16 protein-coding genes are annotated in these 14,207 nt (G+C 64.4%); 7 read left to right on the top strand and 9 right to left on the bottom strand.

The features are described 5' to 3' along the window. Positions 1-311: 311 nt before the first annotated feature. The 7 genes from GOARA_RS08195 to ychF form a co-directional block, all read right to left on the bottom strand. Entirely contained in the window at positions 312-599 is a 288-nt protein-coding gene (locus tag GOARA_RS08195; RefSeq protein WP_007321873.1) for a DUF7701 domain-containing protein, read from the bottom strand. Continuing rightward, positions 596-1,072 (bottom strand): RipA family octameric membrane protein, encoded by a 477-nt coding sequence (locus tag GOARA_RS08190; protein ID WP_007321872.1) that lies wholly within the window; start codon positions 1,070-1,072, stop codon positions 596-598. The genes GOARA_RS08195 and GOARA_RS08190 overlap by 4 nt, the downstream gene beginning before the upstream one ends. Further along, positions 1,069-1,449, bottom strand: a complete 381-nt coding sequence (locus GOARA_RS08185) for a TIR domain-containing protein (RefSeq protein ID WP_007321871.1) — start codon at positions 1,447-1,449, stop codon at positions 1,069-1,071. Before GOARA_RS08185 ends, GOARA_RS08190 begins: the two co-directional genes overlap by 4 nt. Positions 1,450-1,629: 180 nt before the next feature. Next, on the bottom strand, positions 1,630-4,089 hold the full coding sequence (locus tag GOARA_RS08180) for a restriction endonuclease (protein WP_245548389.1): 2,460 nt from the start codon (positions 4,087-4,089) through the stop codon (positions 1,630-1,632). A gap of 100 nt (positions 4,090-4,189) precedes the next feature. Beyond that, positions 4,190-5,863 carry an Eco57I restriction-modification methylase domain-containing protein gene (locus GOARA_RS08175; protein WP_007321869.1) on the bottom strand — a complete coding sequence of 558 codons (1,674 nt, stop codon included), beginning with the start codon at positions 5,861-5,863 and terminating at the stop codon, positions 4,190-4,192. Beyond that, entirely contained in the window at positions 5,860-6,507 is a 648-nt protein-coding gene (locus GOARA_RS08170; protein WP_007321868.1) for an N-6 DNA methylase, read from the bottom strand. Before GOARA_RS08170 ends, GOARA_RS08175 begins: the two co-directional genes overlap by 4 nt. 33 nt (positions 6,508-6,540) lie before the next feature. Then, positions 6,541-7,638, bottom strand: a complete 1,098-nt coding sequence (gene ychF, locus GOARA_RS08165) for a redox-regulated ATPase YchF (RefSeq protein WP_007321867.1) — start codon at positions 7,636-7,638, stop codon at positions 6,541-6,543. Between the two features lie 92 nt (positions 7,639-7,730). Here ychF and GOARA_RS08160 point away from each other — a divergent pair, with 92 nt between their 5' ends. After that, positions 7,731-8,090 (top strand): Rv0313 family protein, encoded by a 360-nt coding sequence (locus GOARA_RS08160; RefSeq protein WP_007321866.1) that lies wholly within the window; start codon positions 7,731-7,733, stop codon positions 8,088-8,090. Between the two features lie 21 nt (positions 8,091-8,111). On the opposite strand, the gene GOARA_RS08155 is transcribed toward GOARA_RS08160, so the two are convergent. After that, on the bottom strand, positions 8,112-9,032 hold the full coding sequence (locus GOARA_RS08155) for a lipase family alpha/beta hydrolase (RefSeq protein ID WP_007321865.1): 921 nt from the start codon (positions 9,030-9,032) through the stop codon (positions 8,112-8,114). Positions 9,033-9,135: 103 nt separating this feature from the next. On the opposite strand from GOARA_RS08155, the gene GOARA_RS08150 reads away from it, so the two are divergent. After that, entirely contained in the window at positions 9,136-9,699 is a 564-nt protein-coding gene (locus GOARA_RS08150) for a TetR/AcrR family transcriptional regulator (protein WP_007321864.1), read from the top strand. 15 nt (positions 9,700-9,714) lie between these two features. Here GOARA_RS08150 and GOARA_RS08145 read toward each other — a convergent pair whose 3' ends face one another. Continuing rightward, positions 9,715-10,623 carry a methylenetetrahydrofolate reductase gene (locus tag GOARA_RS08145; protein WP_050947208.1) on the bottom strand — a complete coding sequence of 303 codons (909 nt, stop codon included), beginning with the start codon at positions 10,621-10,623 and terminating at the stop codon, positions 9,715-9,717. A gap of 207 nt (positions 10,624-10,830) precedes the next feature. On the opposite strand from GOARA_RS08145, the gene GOARA_RS08140 reads away from it, so the two are divergent. From GOARA_RS08140 to GOARA_RS08120, 5 genes are read left to right on the top strand one after another with little or no spacing between them, the layout of a single operon-like run. Further along, positions 10,831-12,093 (top strand): alkane 1-monooxygenase, encoded by a 1,263-nt coding sequence (locus tag GOARA_RS08140; protein WP_007321862.1) that lies wholly within the window; start codon positions 10,831-10,833, stop codon positions 12,091-12,093. Further along, complete coding sequence (locus GOARA_RS08135) at positions 12,090-12,251, top strand: rubredoxin (protein ID WP_007321861.1); 162 nt, start codon at positions 12,090-12,092, stop codon at positions 12,249-12,251. Before GOARA_RS08140 ends, GOARA_RS08135 begins: the two co-directional genes overlap by 4 nt. Beyond that, positions 12,248-12,433: a rubredoxin gene (locus GOARA_RS08130; protein ID WP_170265753.1), complete on the top strand. Its 186-nt coding sequence runs from the start codon at positions 12,248-12,250 to the stop codon at positions 12,431-12,433. Before GOARA_RS08135 ends, GOARA_RS08130 begins: the two co-directional genes overlap by 4 nt. After that, a complete protein-coding gene (locus GOARA_RS08125; protein ID WP_007321859.1) occupies positions 12,430-13,611 on the top strand; it encodes an NAD(P)/FAD-dependent oxidoreductase in 1,182 nt (393 codons plus the stop codon). Before GOARA_RS08130 ends, GOARA_RS08125 begins: the two co-directional genes overlap by 4 nt. Continuing rightward, positions 13,608-14,201: a TetR/AcrR family transcriptional regulator gene (locus tag GOARA_RS08120; RefSeq protein ID WP_007321858.1), complete on the top strand. Its 594-nt coding sequence runs from the start codon at positions 13,608-13,610 to the stop codon at positions 14,199-14,201. Before GOARA_RS08125 ends, GOARA_RS08120 begins: the two co-directional genes overlap by 4 nt. Positions 14,202-14,207 lie beyond the last annotated feature (6 nt).

Raw genomic sequence — 14,207 nt, 5'->3', positions numbered from 1 at the left:
GACCATCTAGGTCGGACCATCCTCTCCTGAGTCGAATGAAGGGGTCGCGGAGCGCCACGCCGGTCAGCGCGTAGGCTGCGCCCGGATCATACCCAGCTAATTGCCGCCGCAGGACGATTCGTGTTGCAGGCAGCTGCCGACCGGACTTCGCGTGAGGCCATGCCCAGCTCACTCCCAGTCCGCTAGGACCTGTTTGATGAGCATCGCAATGTCCCCACTCTGACCTGCGACTTGAAAGTCACCGAGTTCCGACACATACCAACCTCTGCACGCGTCAACTCAAGCGAGGGTCGTCAGCGCCTGTGCGAGCGCTAGGAACGGGCGGCGGCCGCCCTGATCGCGAGCAGGTATGGGCCGTCCTCGCCGCGCGTCTCCGGGTCGAGATCCGCGAAGGGGCGGATCGACTCGTGGCCGGGATCGATTCCGATCATCCATGCGGACCACGCGTCGTGGACGTCGGCAGCCTCGGTCCCCGCCCCCTTGGCACGGAGGAGCACCGCGTACATCAGGAAGAGATCGTCTGAGTCGTCGGGGGCAACGACGCCTGCTGGAAGGCACTGCCTAACCAGGTCTGCGTCGCGCTCCAGGTAGGTCGTCATCCGGCCAGTCTGCCGATGAATAGCACGATGTACAACAGAGCGAATACGATCGGCACGAGCCTCTCGACTCCCCCGAGCTGTTTCAGCCCGGCCTTCACCCTCGCTCGCCTGCTCGCTGGCGGGTCGTCGCCCCCGAGCTCAGTCCATTCGTCTTTGAACACCTTCACGGGGAGGTAGGCGTCCTCAATCCGATTGATGACGACGAACTTGGCCTCGCTGAGCCGACGATAGTTCTGGAGAAGGAACCACCAGCACACCGCCACGACGACGCCAGCGGCACAGACGGCGAAGTATGGAAGTCCTGAGCCGCGCACCTGGGCGCGCAGCCCGACAACGGCCACCAGGGTGGTGTTAACCGTAAGGAAGAAGGCGTTGGCGACAGCGCGGCGAGCGGACATCCGATCCGCCATCTCGACGGCGAGCTTGTACGCCTCCATCACCCGGGGGTCGGCCGACCCGGCTTCCTCGGTCACCGAGCGCCGCCGACCAACGCCTTGAGGTTGTCCCAGGTCCACTTATAGATCTTGTCCGCGGACTTCGCCGTCGTTGGCTGGGTCGCCCCCTCCGAGTACGCGGCCAGTAGGAAGTACGGGACGTCTTCCTCCTGGGCGATGGACAACTCGACGGCAACGCCGGACGCCGAGGCCATGTGCTTACCGCAGAGCACGATGACGAGGCCGCTGGCCGTAATTTGCCGGCGCGCCCGCGCCTTCCAGTCGAGCGACGGCTCCTTGAGCGACCAGTCGTGGATGACGAACGGCGAGTCAGCGTTCTTCGACTGCCCTATGAGCAGGTCTTTCTGCCTGGCGTCGTGGTCGTAGTCGAAGCTGATGAATGCGCGCTGCGCCATGGGAACCTCCCGATGTCGTTCGTCCGGGCATTCCCGGTTCACTCAGCATGGTGCCAGCAGGCACCGACAGTTCGGAGAGGATTCTTGGCAGATCTCTGACCGTGTCGGCGCTAGAGCTGGATCATTGATCGGAGGCGCACCACCCCGATAGTCCAGACAGGGGCCGTAGTCCGCACGTGACTATAACCGGCACTCTTCGGCAGCCACCACTGTGTCGTACAGGCCGTAGTGCCGCAAGCCAGCGTGAGATTCGATTCCGGTGTACGCCAAAGATGAGTCCTCGTATCGCCGGAAGGCAAACACTGCTTGATTCATGTGAGTGGCGTTGAAGACGCCGAGGTTCACGAGAAGGTGGAAGTCCTCGACTGTCAGCCCGGTCACGGTACGGAACAGGCCGGGTTCGAGCTTGGTGATGACGTCCTGGAGGGTGTTCTCGCGGAAGTCAGTCAGGTACATGAACGCCGGAATACGGGTGGCGAACTTGACCAACTTCTCCTGAATCTGCTTCCGCTTGGACTTGTACTCCTTCTCCTCCGCTGTGAGTTCCTTCTTCTCCGCCGGAGTGATGTCCTCGCCCTTCTCCTTCTTCGCCTTCTTCACGGCGTCGCTCTTGTTGACGACGGTCTCGAAGATGTCGTTGCCGAGTGCACGGAAGCCTTCGATATTCATGACAGCGTTGAGTGCGTCAGGGTTGTTTATGATCTTGCGCAGAGTGTCGTTGTCTACATTGACGAGGATCGCGGACTCCCACTTGCGGGCCAGGAGGGTCGCGGAGGTGCCCGACATCGCGATGTCGAGGATGCCGCCGGCATCGACCTGAGTCATGTTCGACCCGTCGTAGGCCAACACGGGTAGGAACTTCACGAGCTCCTCCACGGCCTTCTCCGGGTTCGGCGTCTCCGGCGACAGGCCCGCACCGTAGTCGGCGATCTGACGCAGTGCGCGGGTGGGCGCGAAATCGAACACGAAGCACACGGGCTTGAGGACTGCTTCGGCGCTCGGGTTGTCGCCGTCGGGATTCTTGATCGACCACGGTGACTGCACACGGAATGCTGCCTGGAAATACGTCTCGGGCGAGTTGAGGTTGCGCAGCATCAGGATCGAGGACCACTGCTTGACGGTGACGCCCGTGGTCAGTTTGCCGCACGACAGGGTAATGGTCTTCGTTGCGTTGCCGTCGCCGATCGCCGATCGCACTGGCGGCAGTGCATCCAGCCCGATCCCCGCGCCGGCGCCCGCGACGACGAGGACCTTGTAGTCGTGCCAGAACACGTTCTGCTTCTCCGCGAGCAGGTTCGCCATTGCCGCGCAGGCAGCAACGTTGGGGAGGAACCAGAACGAGTGCTGGAGGTACGGCAGAAGCCGGACATCAGAGTACGGGAAGGGCGGGCGGGTGCCCATTCGCATGGCGTCGACCTGGGTGGGCAGGTGAGCGCCACGGATGAGGTCGAGCCACTTCTGCACGTCGGTCTTGTGGGTGAACTCGGCGTCCTTGCCGATGCCCTTTGCCGCAAAGAACTCATTGAGGTCGAACTCGTCGAACTCTCCCTGATTCGCAACGGCGATCAACTCGTCAGGCATCTGGTAGGTGAACAGGCGCATCTCCGGGAGTGCCCCGTACGGGTTCCAGGCGGCCGGGTGCGCGTCGGTGTACTCGGCCTTGGCGCGCTGCTCGTCGGTGTAGGTCCAGTTGAAGATTTGCTCCTCGATGAACTCTCCGGTTGCCAGCGCCTTGAACGGTGTGCCCGACAGGTACAGGTAAGCGCGGGTGGTGATCGGCAGGAATTCGTCCTCGTCGTTGCCGAGCTCGTCAAGCTCCTCGTCGAAGGCCGCGAGACCGTCATTGTACTCGGCGGCCAGTTCCTTCTGCTTGACCTTCTCGTCCTCGCCCTCGAACAGCTCCTTGGCAGACTCTCGCCAGGCACCGAAGTGGTACTCGTCGAATATGACGAGGTCCCAGCTGGTGGAGTGAACCCACTCATTCTTCGGTTTGATGAGTCCGGTCTTCCTGTCGCGCCCGAGCAGGTCCTGGAACGAGCCGAAGTAGACCAACGGTCTCGTCTTGTCGGCATCGTCCGGGCTACCCCCTGTAGCCGAAGAGTGATACTGCCAGCCGTCGAAGTCGGCATGAGACTCCAGGTCGGTCTGCCAGGCATCTTCCACCGCAGGCTTAAAGGTGACCACGAGGATGCGTCTCGCGCCGAGCCGCTTCGCGAGCTGATAGGAGGCGAAGGTCTTTCCGAAGCGCATCTTGGCGTTCCACAGGAAGCGCGGCACTGCGTGGTAATCCTCGGCCCAAATCGACCCGAAGTAGCCCTGCGCCTTCTCGACGGCGCTGACTTGCTCGGGTCGCATGGGGAAAGTCTCATGATGGGTTCCACTGAGTTTCACACCAGTGCGAAGCTCCGTGATCGCCGTGCGCACATCGTCTGGCGTGCACCGCATCCACTCTCGCGCTGAGCCGAAGATCGGGTTCTCAAAGCCCTTGTCGACCAACCGTTGACGCACATCTGTGTCGCGGAAGATCGACCCATCGCCGCGTTCAGCGAGCTCATCCACGTGGAGCGTGTAGGCCTGTTGCATCTGGCCCTGCGACTCGCGGATACGGGCGTTCACGTCCGTCTTGGTCGTCTGTCCCACCTTCAGCAGCCCCGCATATCCCGCGGGTGGATCATTCGGCGACCACGCGTAGATGCGTAGGCGTGCCTTCGGCCTCTCCGGGAGAAGCTCGTCGAGACTTCTACTCATTGATTCCCAACTCCATCGGACGGACTACTTTCTCGACGAAAGCGATCTCCTCATCGGTCAGACGGTATTTCGCATACAAGTCAGAGTCGGTCCACTGCTTGGTCCACTCTTGAACGGGCACGAACCCGTAGACCCTGCTCGTAACATGCTGGGAGGCCTTTCGGAGCTGAATCAACAAGCGCGTCAGCCGGCAAGACAGGTACGAGAGCGCACTCTCTGCTTCCTCTTTCGAATCGAAGGGGCCGATGGCCAGGTATGTCTCCGTGGAGATGCTCCCGGGTTCGCCGAGGAATGGCGTGCTGATGACGCGGTGGGGATACGAGTCCTTATTGCCGGTACCCGGAGCTGCGTAACTGACGAAGATCTTCCACTTGTCGATCAACGCTTTGCCAGAAGCCACTTCACTCCTCGCGATGTAGCCGATGCCACCGTTCTGGTAAACTTTCACATCCTCGGGGCTGGCGACCGACTTCGCCTTGAAGAAGGTACGCAACCCGAACGCACGGGCCGAACTCACGAGTTCACTGAAGCTCTTCTCGGCCGGGAGGGCAACGCTCGGCTGCCCTGCGAGCTCGACCTTCATGATCTTCTTTAGGATGGAAACACCCTCATTGAAGCGTATGAAGACATCGGCGCCTTCTTCGAGTAGCGGTCGGGTGTCGGTCGAGTCATCCCATCCCTTGAAGTGGGTCGTGACCACGCACTCTCCAGGATGGTCACGATCCCAGAGGAAATAGTTCACGCCCCCCTTAAGACCAACGCCCGGAAAGACATCAGCCGCACTGAGGAAGTCGTCTATCGAGCGAAGGCGTCCGTCTTTGAGCATCGACTCGCGGAAATCCTCCAACCCCTTGCCACCGGCAAACCATCTGGAGGGAATGACCATTGTGAGGAAGCGGGGATCAAGCTTCTTGGCCTGCTCAACGAACATCTGGTAGATCGGCGCAGCACTGGTTCCGTGTCCGCCGTCGCTGAGCTGGTAGGGCGGGTTGCCGATGATGACGTCGAACTGCATGCTGTCTCCGAACAGCTCGGCGATGCGAGCTTTGATGTCGTCGGTGTGGATGAAGGCGTAGGCGTGAGTCTCAAGTTCGTCGCCACGGGCGTAGTCGTCCTCGGCCGCCCCGCAGTAGACGCATTTGCGACTTGTGTAGAACGCGACCTCTTCGCTCGTCAGAGGATCGGCGCGAAACTCGCGTTTGCCGCCGGCCCAGGTGTGCTCGGTGCGCCCGAACCAGATGTTGCCGTCCTCAGTCGTGAATGACTTGGCGATCGAGTGCGGACCGTTGGCGAACTTCGAGCAGTAGACGCTCCGACGAGCCAGCAGTGCAGTGAGCTGGGTGATCCCGATGCCGAACACCTGACGGGTGAGGATGTGATCGACACGTTCGGCGAGGTCGGGGATAGCCAAGGTCAACCCGTCGGTGAGCCGACGCACGATCTCGCGGAGGAACACACCGGACTTGGTAAACGGATCGAGAAACGTGACATCGGGGTTGGCCCAGATATCGGCGCCGTCGTTGTCGTCTGCCCACGAGGCAGCGAGCGTGTCGAGCATCTGGTTCGCGAACTCTGGCGGGGTGAAGACCTCATCATTGGAGAGGTTTGCGATGCAGGTCAGAACATCTGGGTTGTGCGCCCGTAAGGTGAACGGTGCAAGGGTCATGCGTCGGCCTCGGCGATCTGGCTGACGGTCATCGTCGGATAGGTCTGCGCGGGAACAAACAGATCGTCGTCGTCGAGTTCGCCGAACAGCGTGCCCTCGTATGACGCGCGCTGGGTGAGGTCGTCGTAGCGAAAGTCGCGCCTCTGGAACTTTCCTTTGCCGAGGTAGCCCCACTCAGGAAAGGTGATCGGTTGACCACTGGGCACGGTCATGGTCAAGGCATCGCCCTGGACGATGTTCACGGCTAGGACCGCGCGTGCCGCTCGCGCCCACTGGTCATCGTTGCTGATGCCCAAGAACGTGGCGAACACCTCGGCAAGATTGCCACGGCACTCCTCGGCGTTGTCACTGAGGAGCTCGATGCCGTACGTGCACATCAGCGCGAATAGCGCGTAGTGACGCTTCTCGAACTCGCTCCTGCCGTGGCGGAACTCGACCGTGACGAGCTTGCGAGCCAAGACGGGAACGAGGAAGTTGCCCGAGCCACACGCGGGTTCAAGCACGCGAGAATCGATCCGCTCGGCCTCGTCCTTGACCAGATCGAGCATGCCCTCAACCATCCACGCTGGCGTGAATACCTCGCCGTGATCGGCAACGCGTTGCTTGGAGCGAGTCAGAGCTTCGATCTTTTCATCAGTGGCCACGTTGCCGATCCTCCTACCCGCAGCCGAGCTGCGCTATTTCTTCGATCCTGAAGTAAGCCCTGTACGGAACTCCACGACATCCCCGTCGGCCATCACGTAGTCCTTGCCCTCCATGCGGACCTTGCCGGCGGCCTTGGCCGCAGCCATGGAGCCGGCCGCGTCGAGGTCCTCGAAGGACACGATCTCGGCTTTGATGAAGCCCTTCTCGAAGTCGGTGTGGATAACGCCGGCGGCCTTGGGGGCGGTGTCGCCCTGGTGGATCGTCCAGGCGCGAGATTCCTTCGGACCTGCCGTGAGGTACGTCTGCAGCCCCAGCGTGTGGAAGCCGGCACGCGCCAGCGACCGCAAGCCCGGCTCGTCCTGCCCGATCGAGTCGAGCAGTTCCTGGGCATCGGACTCGTCGAGCTCCAACAACTCGCTCTCGACCTTCGCGTCGAGGAAGACCGCGTCGGCCGGGGCGATCGCATCGCGCAGCTCCTGCTTGCGCGCGTCGTCGGTGAGCACCGCCTCGTCCGCGTTGAAGACGTAGAGGAACGGCTTGGTGGTCATCAGGTGCAGCTCGCGCACCGACGCCAGGTCGAAGGAATCCTGTTGGGAGAACAGCGTTTTGCCGCCGTTCAGGATCTCCTGCGCCTGCTGGGCAGCGGCCAGCGTCTCGGCGAGATCCTTGCTCTTGCGCGCGTCCTTCTCCAGGCGCGGAATCGCCTTCTCCAACGTCTGCAGGTCGGCGAGGATCAGCTCGGTCTCGATCACCTCGATGTCGGCCAGCGGGTCGACCCGTCCGTCGACGTGCACGACGTCGTCGTCGGCGAAGACGCGCACGACCTGGCAGATGGCGTCGGCCTCCCGGATGTTCGCGAGGAACTGGTTACCCATCCCCTCGCCCTCCGAGGCTCCCTTGACGATGCCCGCGATGTCGACGAAGGAGACCGTCGCCGGGAGGATGCGTTCGCTGCCGAAGATCTCGGCGAGGCGCTCGAGGCGCTTGTCGGGCAACTCCACCACCCCGATGTTCGGCTCGATCGTGGCGAACGGGTAGTTCGCGGCGAGCACATCGTTGCGCGTCAGTGCGTTGAACAGGGTGGACTTGCCGACGTTGGGCAGCCCGACGATTCCGAGGGTAAGACTCACGGGTCGTCAGTCTATCGGTGCCGGTTCCGGAACATTCCGGCCGGACCGCGCGTTTACTGAGCAATACGCCGCATACTCCCCGAGGAGAAACCATGTCCTACAACGACGGCCCCTTCGGCATGGACCCCGACGACTTCGACCGCTTCGCCCGCGACGCCGGTGAGAGCCTGCGCGGGATGTTCGCCAAGTTCGTGGAAAACCAGGGCCCCGCGTTCACGTCGGCCTTCGCCACCGCGCGCGACACTCGCGCGGCACGACCGGAGCCCGAGACCGCCGCCGACGCCGGCAACGGCGTCTGGGCGATCATCGCCCACGACGGTGAGACGGCCCGCGTCGAGCAGGTCTTCCCCACCGAGATCGAAGCCCTGCGGGCCAACCAGCACAACACCGACGAGCACCGTCGCGTCCGCTTCCTCCCCTACGGCATCGCGATCAGCGCGCTCGACGACTGATTCGTCGGTGCCCGCGCCGGATTATCGCCCGACCGGCCCGATAAACGGCAGCACCGTGGTGCAGTCGGGCCGACGTGCGTGCGCGGGGTCGAGCGAGTTGAGGACTTCCCGCACCGCGACGGGATCGGCCGTCATCTCGTAGTGCTCGGTGTAGTCGCTGGCGCAGCGGTCCTGCAGAATCACGCGACGCACGTTGGGACCCCGAAGCAGCCCGGTTTGATACGGCGTGGCCACCTCGTCGTAGCGCGTCACGATCGTCGTGAAGTCGATATCGGGTGCGATACGCGGATCCGGATTGAGGATGCGCAGGAACGGTGACCCCGGGTTCATCTGACAAGGGCCACCGCATTGCCGCGCCGCGCCCGGGATGTTCATCAGGCCCGCCAACGCGGTCTGCACACCGCTGACGTTCGATCCGTGCAAGGGTGCGCCGAGCGTCACGTAGTCGTCGATCTTGGGCACTCCCCCGAGATAGTTCAAGTAGTAGAACGGAATCGCGCCGCCCATCGAGTGACCGACCAGATCCACTTTCGCCGCGCCGGTCGCTGCGCGCACCCGATCGATGAACCGCGCGATCTGCCGCGCGCTCTCCTGGACCGTGGTCACAGCGCCGACGGGTCCAAGCCAGTCGCGGCCGTAGGTCGTGGTGAACACGCAGTACCCGGCGCGCGCGAGCACTGGAGCCATCGTGTTCCAGGTGATCGTGTCGTTGCTGAGGCCGTGGAGCAGCACCACGGGCTCGGGATGCCGCGCGTCCGGCCGACATTGCCAGTCGTTGGCACCCGGCGGCGCGGAGCCCGGCGCGGTGAGCTGCGCGGCCAGACCCGACAGGTAGCTGTAGCTCGGCGACGCGTCTGCCTTTCCGGCGCTGCCAGCGAGGGCGACGAGCATCGTCGCCGAGACGACTGCCGACGCCCGGAGGATTCTGCGAATACGACTCATGGTGGTGACTCCTTACGGTTAACTGACCGACCGGTCGGTCATTACCGTAGCATCGTCCGCACTCGGGCTACGATGAGTCCGATTCCGACGAAGGAGAAGCCACATGGCACGCCCTGCCGAACCCGGACGCAACGCGCTACTGGAGGCCGGCGTCGACGTCGCGGCCGAGCGCGGCCTAGTCGGCCTGTCGGTAAACGCCGTCGTCGACGCGGCAGGGATGGCGAAGGGCAGTTTCTACCACCACTTCGCGAATCGGCGCGAGTACCTCGTCGCGCTGCACCGCGCCTATCACGACGAGCTGAACGCAGAGGTGAACGCCGCCATCGGCGGCATGGATCCCGGACCGGAACGCCTGCGCACCGGCATCGAGACTTTCCTCGACGCGTGTCGGCGGACGAAAGCGACCAAGGCCCTCCTCGCCCAGTCGCGCACCGCCGCCGATCTGCTCCCCGAAGTCGTGCGCCGCAACGCCGACGCCGCCGACCTGATGCGGCCGGACATCGCGCTCATCGGCTGGTCCGACCCCAAGGCGGTGGCCGCCATGACCGTCGCGATGGTCGCCGAAACGGCGTTGACCGAACTCTACGACGACGAGAAGCGATCCGACCTGCGCGCCGCCATCTACGCCATGTTGACCGCCGGACCGGTCGACGGGTCGGTGAAATAGAGAGCGAAGGCCAACCTAGGGCCGCAGCCGCGCTGCCAACTCCACCGACGCCTCAATCTCCCGTCGGCGATTGGAGACGCTCTCGACGTTGAAACCGTGCGGCGTGCCCAGTCGGCGCGCGAAATCGGCCAGTTCATCGGCGGCGGCCATGCATTGCCGGAACGACGCCGCCAGCGGATCGTCGGAATGGGCGAGGTCGTTGCGCAACCAGCGCGGAACGTCGACGCCGAGCCACTCGAGGAACTCGACGGTCTTCATCGATCCGCACACCGAGAGCGTGAAGATCACCGGGACCGGCGCCAGGCCGGCCTCGGCGCAGGCGTAGAAGTAGTCCGACAGCATCGACTTGGCCGCCGAGACGTCGTAGACGACCTGCGTGACGAAGAACGACACCCCGGACTGCTGTTTGGCGACCATCCGCAGGTGCTCCGCACCCGTGCGCGAATGGCGTTCCGGGATGGCCACGCCGCCCAGCTGGAGCTTCGGGTTCACTTCGGCGCGGAGTTTCTGCGCGGCAGGCAGCTCCAACGCCCGAGGCTTGTCGTCGGACGAAGCGCCGACGAACACGGTCAACACTGATGCGGGGTCCTGCCGGGCGAGCCATTCCTCCATCGACGACTCGTCGTACTTACCGACGCAGCGGTAGACGACGACCGGACGCCTCCACCGCGAGAGGTGGTCGGCGAGGAACGCGGCCGGGTCCATGGTCGGCAGATACGGGAACGGACGCTCCGCGGGATTGCGGTCGCTCTCGTCGTCGATGTCGTAGAGGACCAGGCCGTCGAGATCGAGCGATTCGAGGCGCGCGAGCGTGACGTCGGCGATGCGCTGGGCATCATCGGGCGACGTCGCGGACCGCGGCGGGGTCAAGCTGAACAGCAACACCCCGTCGTCGCGCTGAGCAATTCGCTCGGCCAATCCCACGCCACGTCCCCTCTCGACACCCGCGCCATCGCCCACGCCCGTGAGCAGCAAAATCTTCCCGGCCATCGTATAGAACGCGCCAGGCAACCCGATCATTGCGCCGCCTGTCGCTTTACATTTGAGATCGAATGTATAGACATTCGACATCTCATCATCTAATGTCTAGTGTCAGCAGTCACAGTCCGACTCAGTTACAAGGAGGTCATCATGACCACAGCCCCCCTGCGACGCGTCACTTCCGACGACGCCGACCCAACGGAATGGCGCGACAAGAAGCGCTATCTCTGGCTCCTGGGCCTCATCGCCCCGACGGCGCTCTTCGTCGGCATCGGAATCATCACGTTCTCCAACTGGCTGGGCAGCCGCTTCGACAACCCGGTCACCCATCTGATCGCCACCGTCTCCCCGATGTGGTGGTGGATCGGACCTCTGCTGGTCTACGTCCTCCTTCCGATCCTCGACGTCTTCTTCGGCCCCGACGGCTCCAATCCGCCCGACGAGCTGATCGAGAAACTGGAGAACGACAAGTACTACCGCTATTGCACCTACGCCTACGTCCCGTTCCAGATCGCGAGCCTGTTCACCGCCGGCTACCTGTGGTCGGCTGACAGCGTCAGTTGGATGGGCATCGACGGCGGGCTGAGCCTCGCCTCGAAGATCGGTCTCGCCCTCTCCATCGGCGCGATGGGCGGCATCGGCATCAACACCGCCCACGAACTCGGCCACAAGAAGGACAGCCTGGAACGCTGGCTGTCCAAGATCACGCTCGCCCAGACGTTCTACGGACACTTCTACATCGAGCACAACCGCGGCCATCACGTGCGGGTCGCCACCCCCGAGGACCCGGCGAGTTCACGACTGGGCGAAACGTTCTGGCGCTTCCTGCCGCGCAGTGTCTGGGGCAGCCTGAAGTCTTCGATCGAACTCGAGCGCAACCGTCTCAAGCGTGCCGACAAGTCCTTCTGGCACCCGAGCAACGACGTGCTCAACGCGTGGGCCTTCTCCATCGTCCTGTGGGGCGCACTGCTGGCCATCTTCGGCATCGGCATCCTGCCGTTCCTGCTCATCCAGGCCGTCTACGGCTTCTCCCTGCTGGAAACCGTGAACTACCTCGAGCACTACGGCCTGCTGCGCCAGAAGACGAAGACCGGTCGCTACGAGCGCTGCACCCCGCAGCACAGCTGGAACTCCGACCACATCTGCACCAACATCTTCCTCTACCACCTGCAGCGCCACAGCGACCACCACGCGAACCCCACGCGGCGCTACCAGGTGCTGCGGAGCTTCGACGAGGCGCCGAACCTGCCCAGCGGATACGCCAGCATGATCACGCTGGCCTACTTCCCGCCCGTCTGGCGCAAGGTGATGGACCACCGCGTCATCGAGCATTACGACGGCGACGTCGCCAAGGCGAACATCCAGCCCAACAAGCGGGAGAAGATCCTCGCCAAGCACGGAGCGGCCGCATGAGCGCCTACCGCTGTCCGGTGTGCGAATACGTCTACGACGAAACCGCCGGCGACCCGCGCGAGGGATTTCCTGCCGGGACCGCCTGGACCGACGTGCCCGATGACTGGGCCTGCCCCGACTGCGGGGTCCGAGAGAAGATTGATTTCGAAGGAGTATGACCATGGACTTCAAGCTGTACCGCTGTGAACAGTGCGGGTTCGAGTACGACGAGGAGCTGGGCTGGCCCGAAGACGGCATCGAGCCCGGCACCCGCTGGGACGACATTCCCGACGACTGGAGCTGCCCGGACTGCGGCGCCGCCAAGAGCGACTTCTCCATGGTCGAGGTGGCGCGCTCGTGACCGCCGTCCCCGGGGCGGTGATCGTCGGCAGCGGGATCGCCGGCATCACCGCCGCGGAGAGCCTCCGCTCGGCCGGGTACACCGCGCCGGTGACCGTGATCGGCGACGAGGAGCACCTGCCCTACCGGCGCACCGCGCTCAGCAAAGACCTCCTGGCCGCCGACCTGTCCGACGAGAAGATCCGTCTGCGGAAACCAGAGTTCTGGGCCGAGCGCGACATCGAGATCGTCACCGGGACCACCGTCGACGATGTGGATACCGGGACGCGCGAGGTCGTCTGCGCCGATGGCCGCCGATTCGCCTACGAATCCCTGGTCCTCGCGACCGGCGGCCGGCCGCGCGGCGTCGCGGCGGTCGACGACGAGGTGGCCACCCTGCGCCGTCCGGCTGATGCCCGCCTGCTGCAGGAACGGATTCCCGGCCGGCCCGTGGTGGTCGTCGGCGGCGGGCTGATCGGCCTGGAGATCGCCGCGTCGGCGGCGGCCAGCGCCGAGTCCGTCATCGTTCTGGAATGCGCTCCGACGGTACTTGGTCGGGTGTTGCCGTCTCAGATCGCCACGTTGCTCGCCGAACTGCACCGCGCGAACCGGGTCACGATCGCCACGGGCGTCGACGTCACCGAGGTGACGCCGGCCACCGTCACCACTGCCGACGGCCACGTCTACCAGGGCACGGTGATCTCGGCGATCGGCATGGTCCCCAACACCGGGCTCGCCGAAGCCGCCGGCGCCGCTGTCGGTCCGGCCGGCATCCTCGTCGACGCGGAGCTGCGCACCACGGTGCCCGGCGTCTACGCGGCCGGCGACGTCGCCGCCCGCCCGCACCCGCGGACCGGCGAGCCGGCACGTGCCGAGCAGTGGATGACCGCGACCGAACACGGCAAGGTCGTCGCGGCCACGATCGCCGCCGACGCCGGACTCGACGCCCCCGACACGTCGGCGGTCTCGCGCATTCCCTTGGCGTGGACCGTCCACTACGGTCGAAACGTGCAGATTGTGGGATGGCCGGGAACGGCGGATCGGATCCTCGTCGACGGCGAATTGGCCAAATTCGATGCGACCGTGCGGTGTTTCGCCGGCGACGACCTGGTCGGAGCCGTCTGCCTCGGTAGGCCGGCGGCCGGACGCGCGATGCGCACCGAGATCGAGCAGGCGCAGACGGAGCGGGTCGGCGCATGACCCGTACCTACGCACAGGCCAGCCGGTCGCTGTTGCGTAACTCCCTTCTCGACGGGCTGCGCGGTCTGCTCGTCGAGAAGGACTGGTCTGCGGTCCGCATGTCCGACGTCGCGGCCGCGGCCGGGGTGAGCCGGCAGACTGTCTACAACGAGTTCGGCACGCGTTACGGGCTGGCGCAGGCGTACGCGCAACGCCTCGCGGCTCAACTCGCGTCCATCGTCAGGGATGCCCTGGCCAGCCACCCCGACGACATCCACGGAGCGCTGCACAGCGGTTTCACCGAGTTCTTCACCGGCGTCGCCACCGACCCGATGGTCGCGTCGCTGCTCGCCGGTGAGGCCAACCCGGACCTTTTGAAGCTCATCACCACCGACGCCGCTCCACTGATCACGACCGCGTCGGACATCCTCCAGCAAGCGTTGACCGAGTCGTCGTGGCTATCAATGTCCGACGACGATGCGTTGCGCATCGCGCGCGCGATCACACGGATGGCCCTGAGCTATGTGGCCATGCCACCCGAGGGCGATCGCGACGTGGCGGCCGATGTGGCGTCGATCATCGGACCGGCGATCGAGGCCGTACGTACCTAGGGCACG

It is taken from the genome of Gordonia araii NBRC 100433 (assembly GCF_000241265.1).
GTDB lineage: Bacteria > Actinomycetota > Actinomycetes > Mycobacteriales > Mycobacteriaceae > Gordonia > Gordonia araii.
The sequence above is the reverse complement of the archived record's forward strand: the minus strand, read 5'-3'. Positions and strand labels throughout refer to the sequence as shown.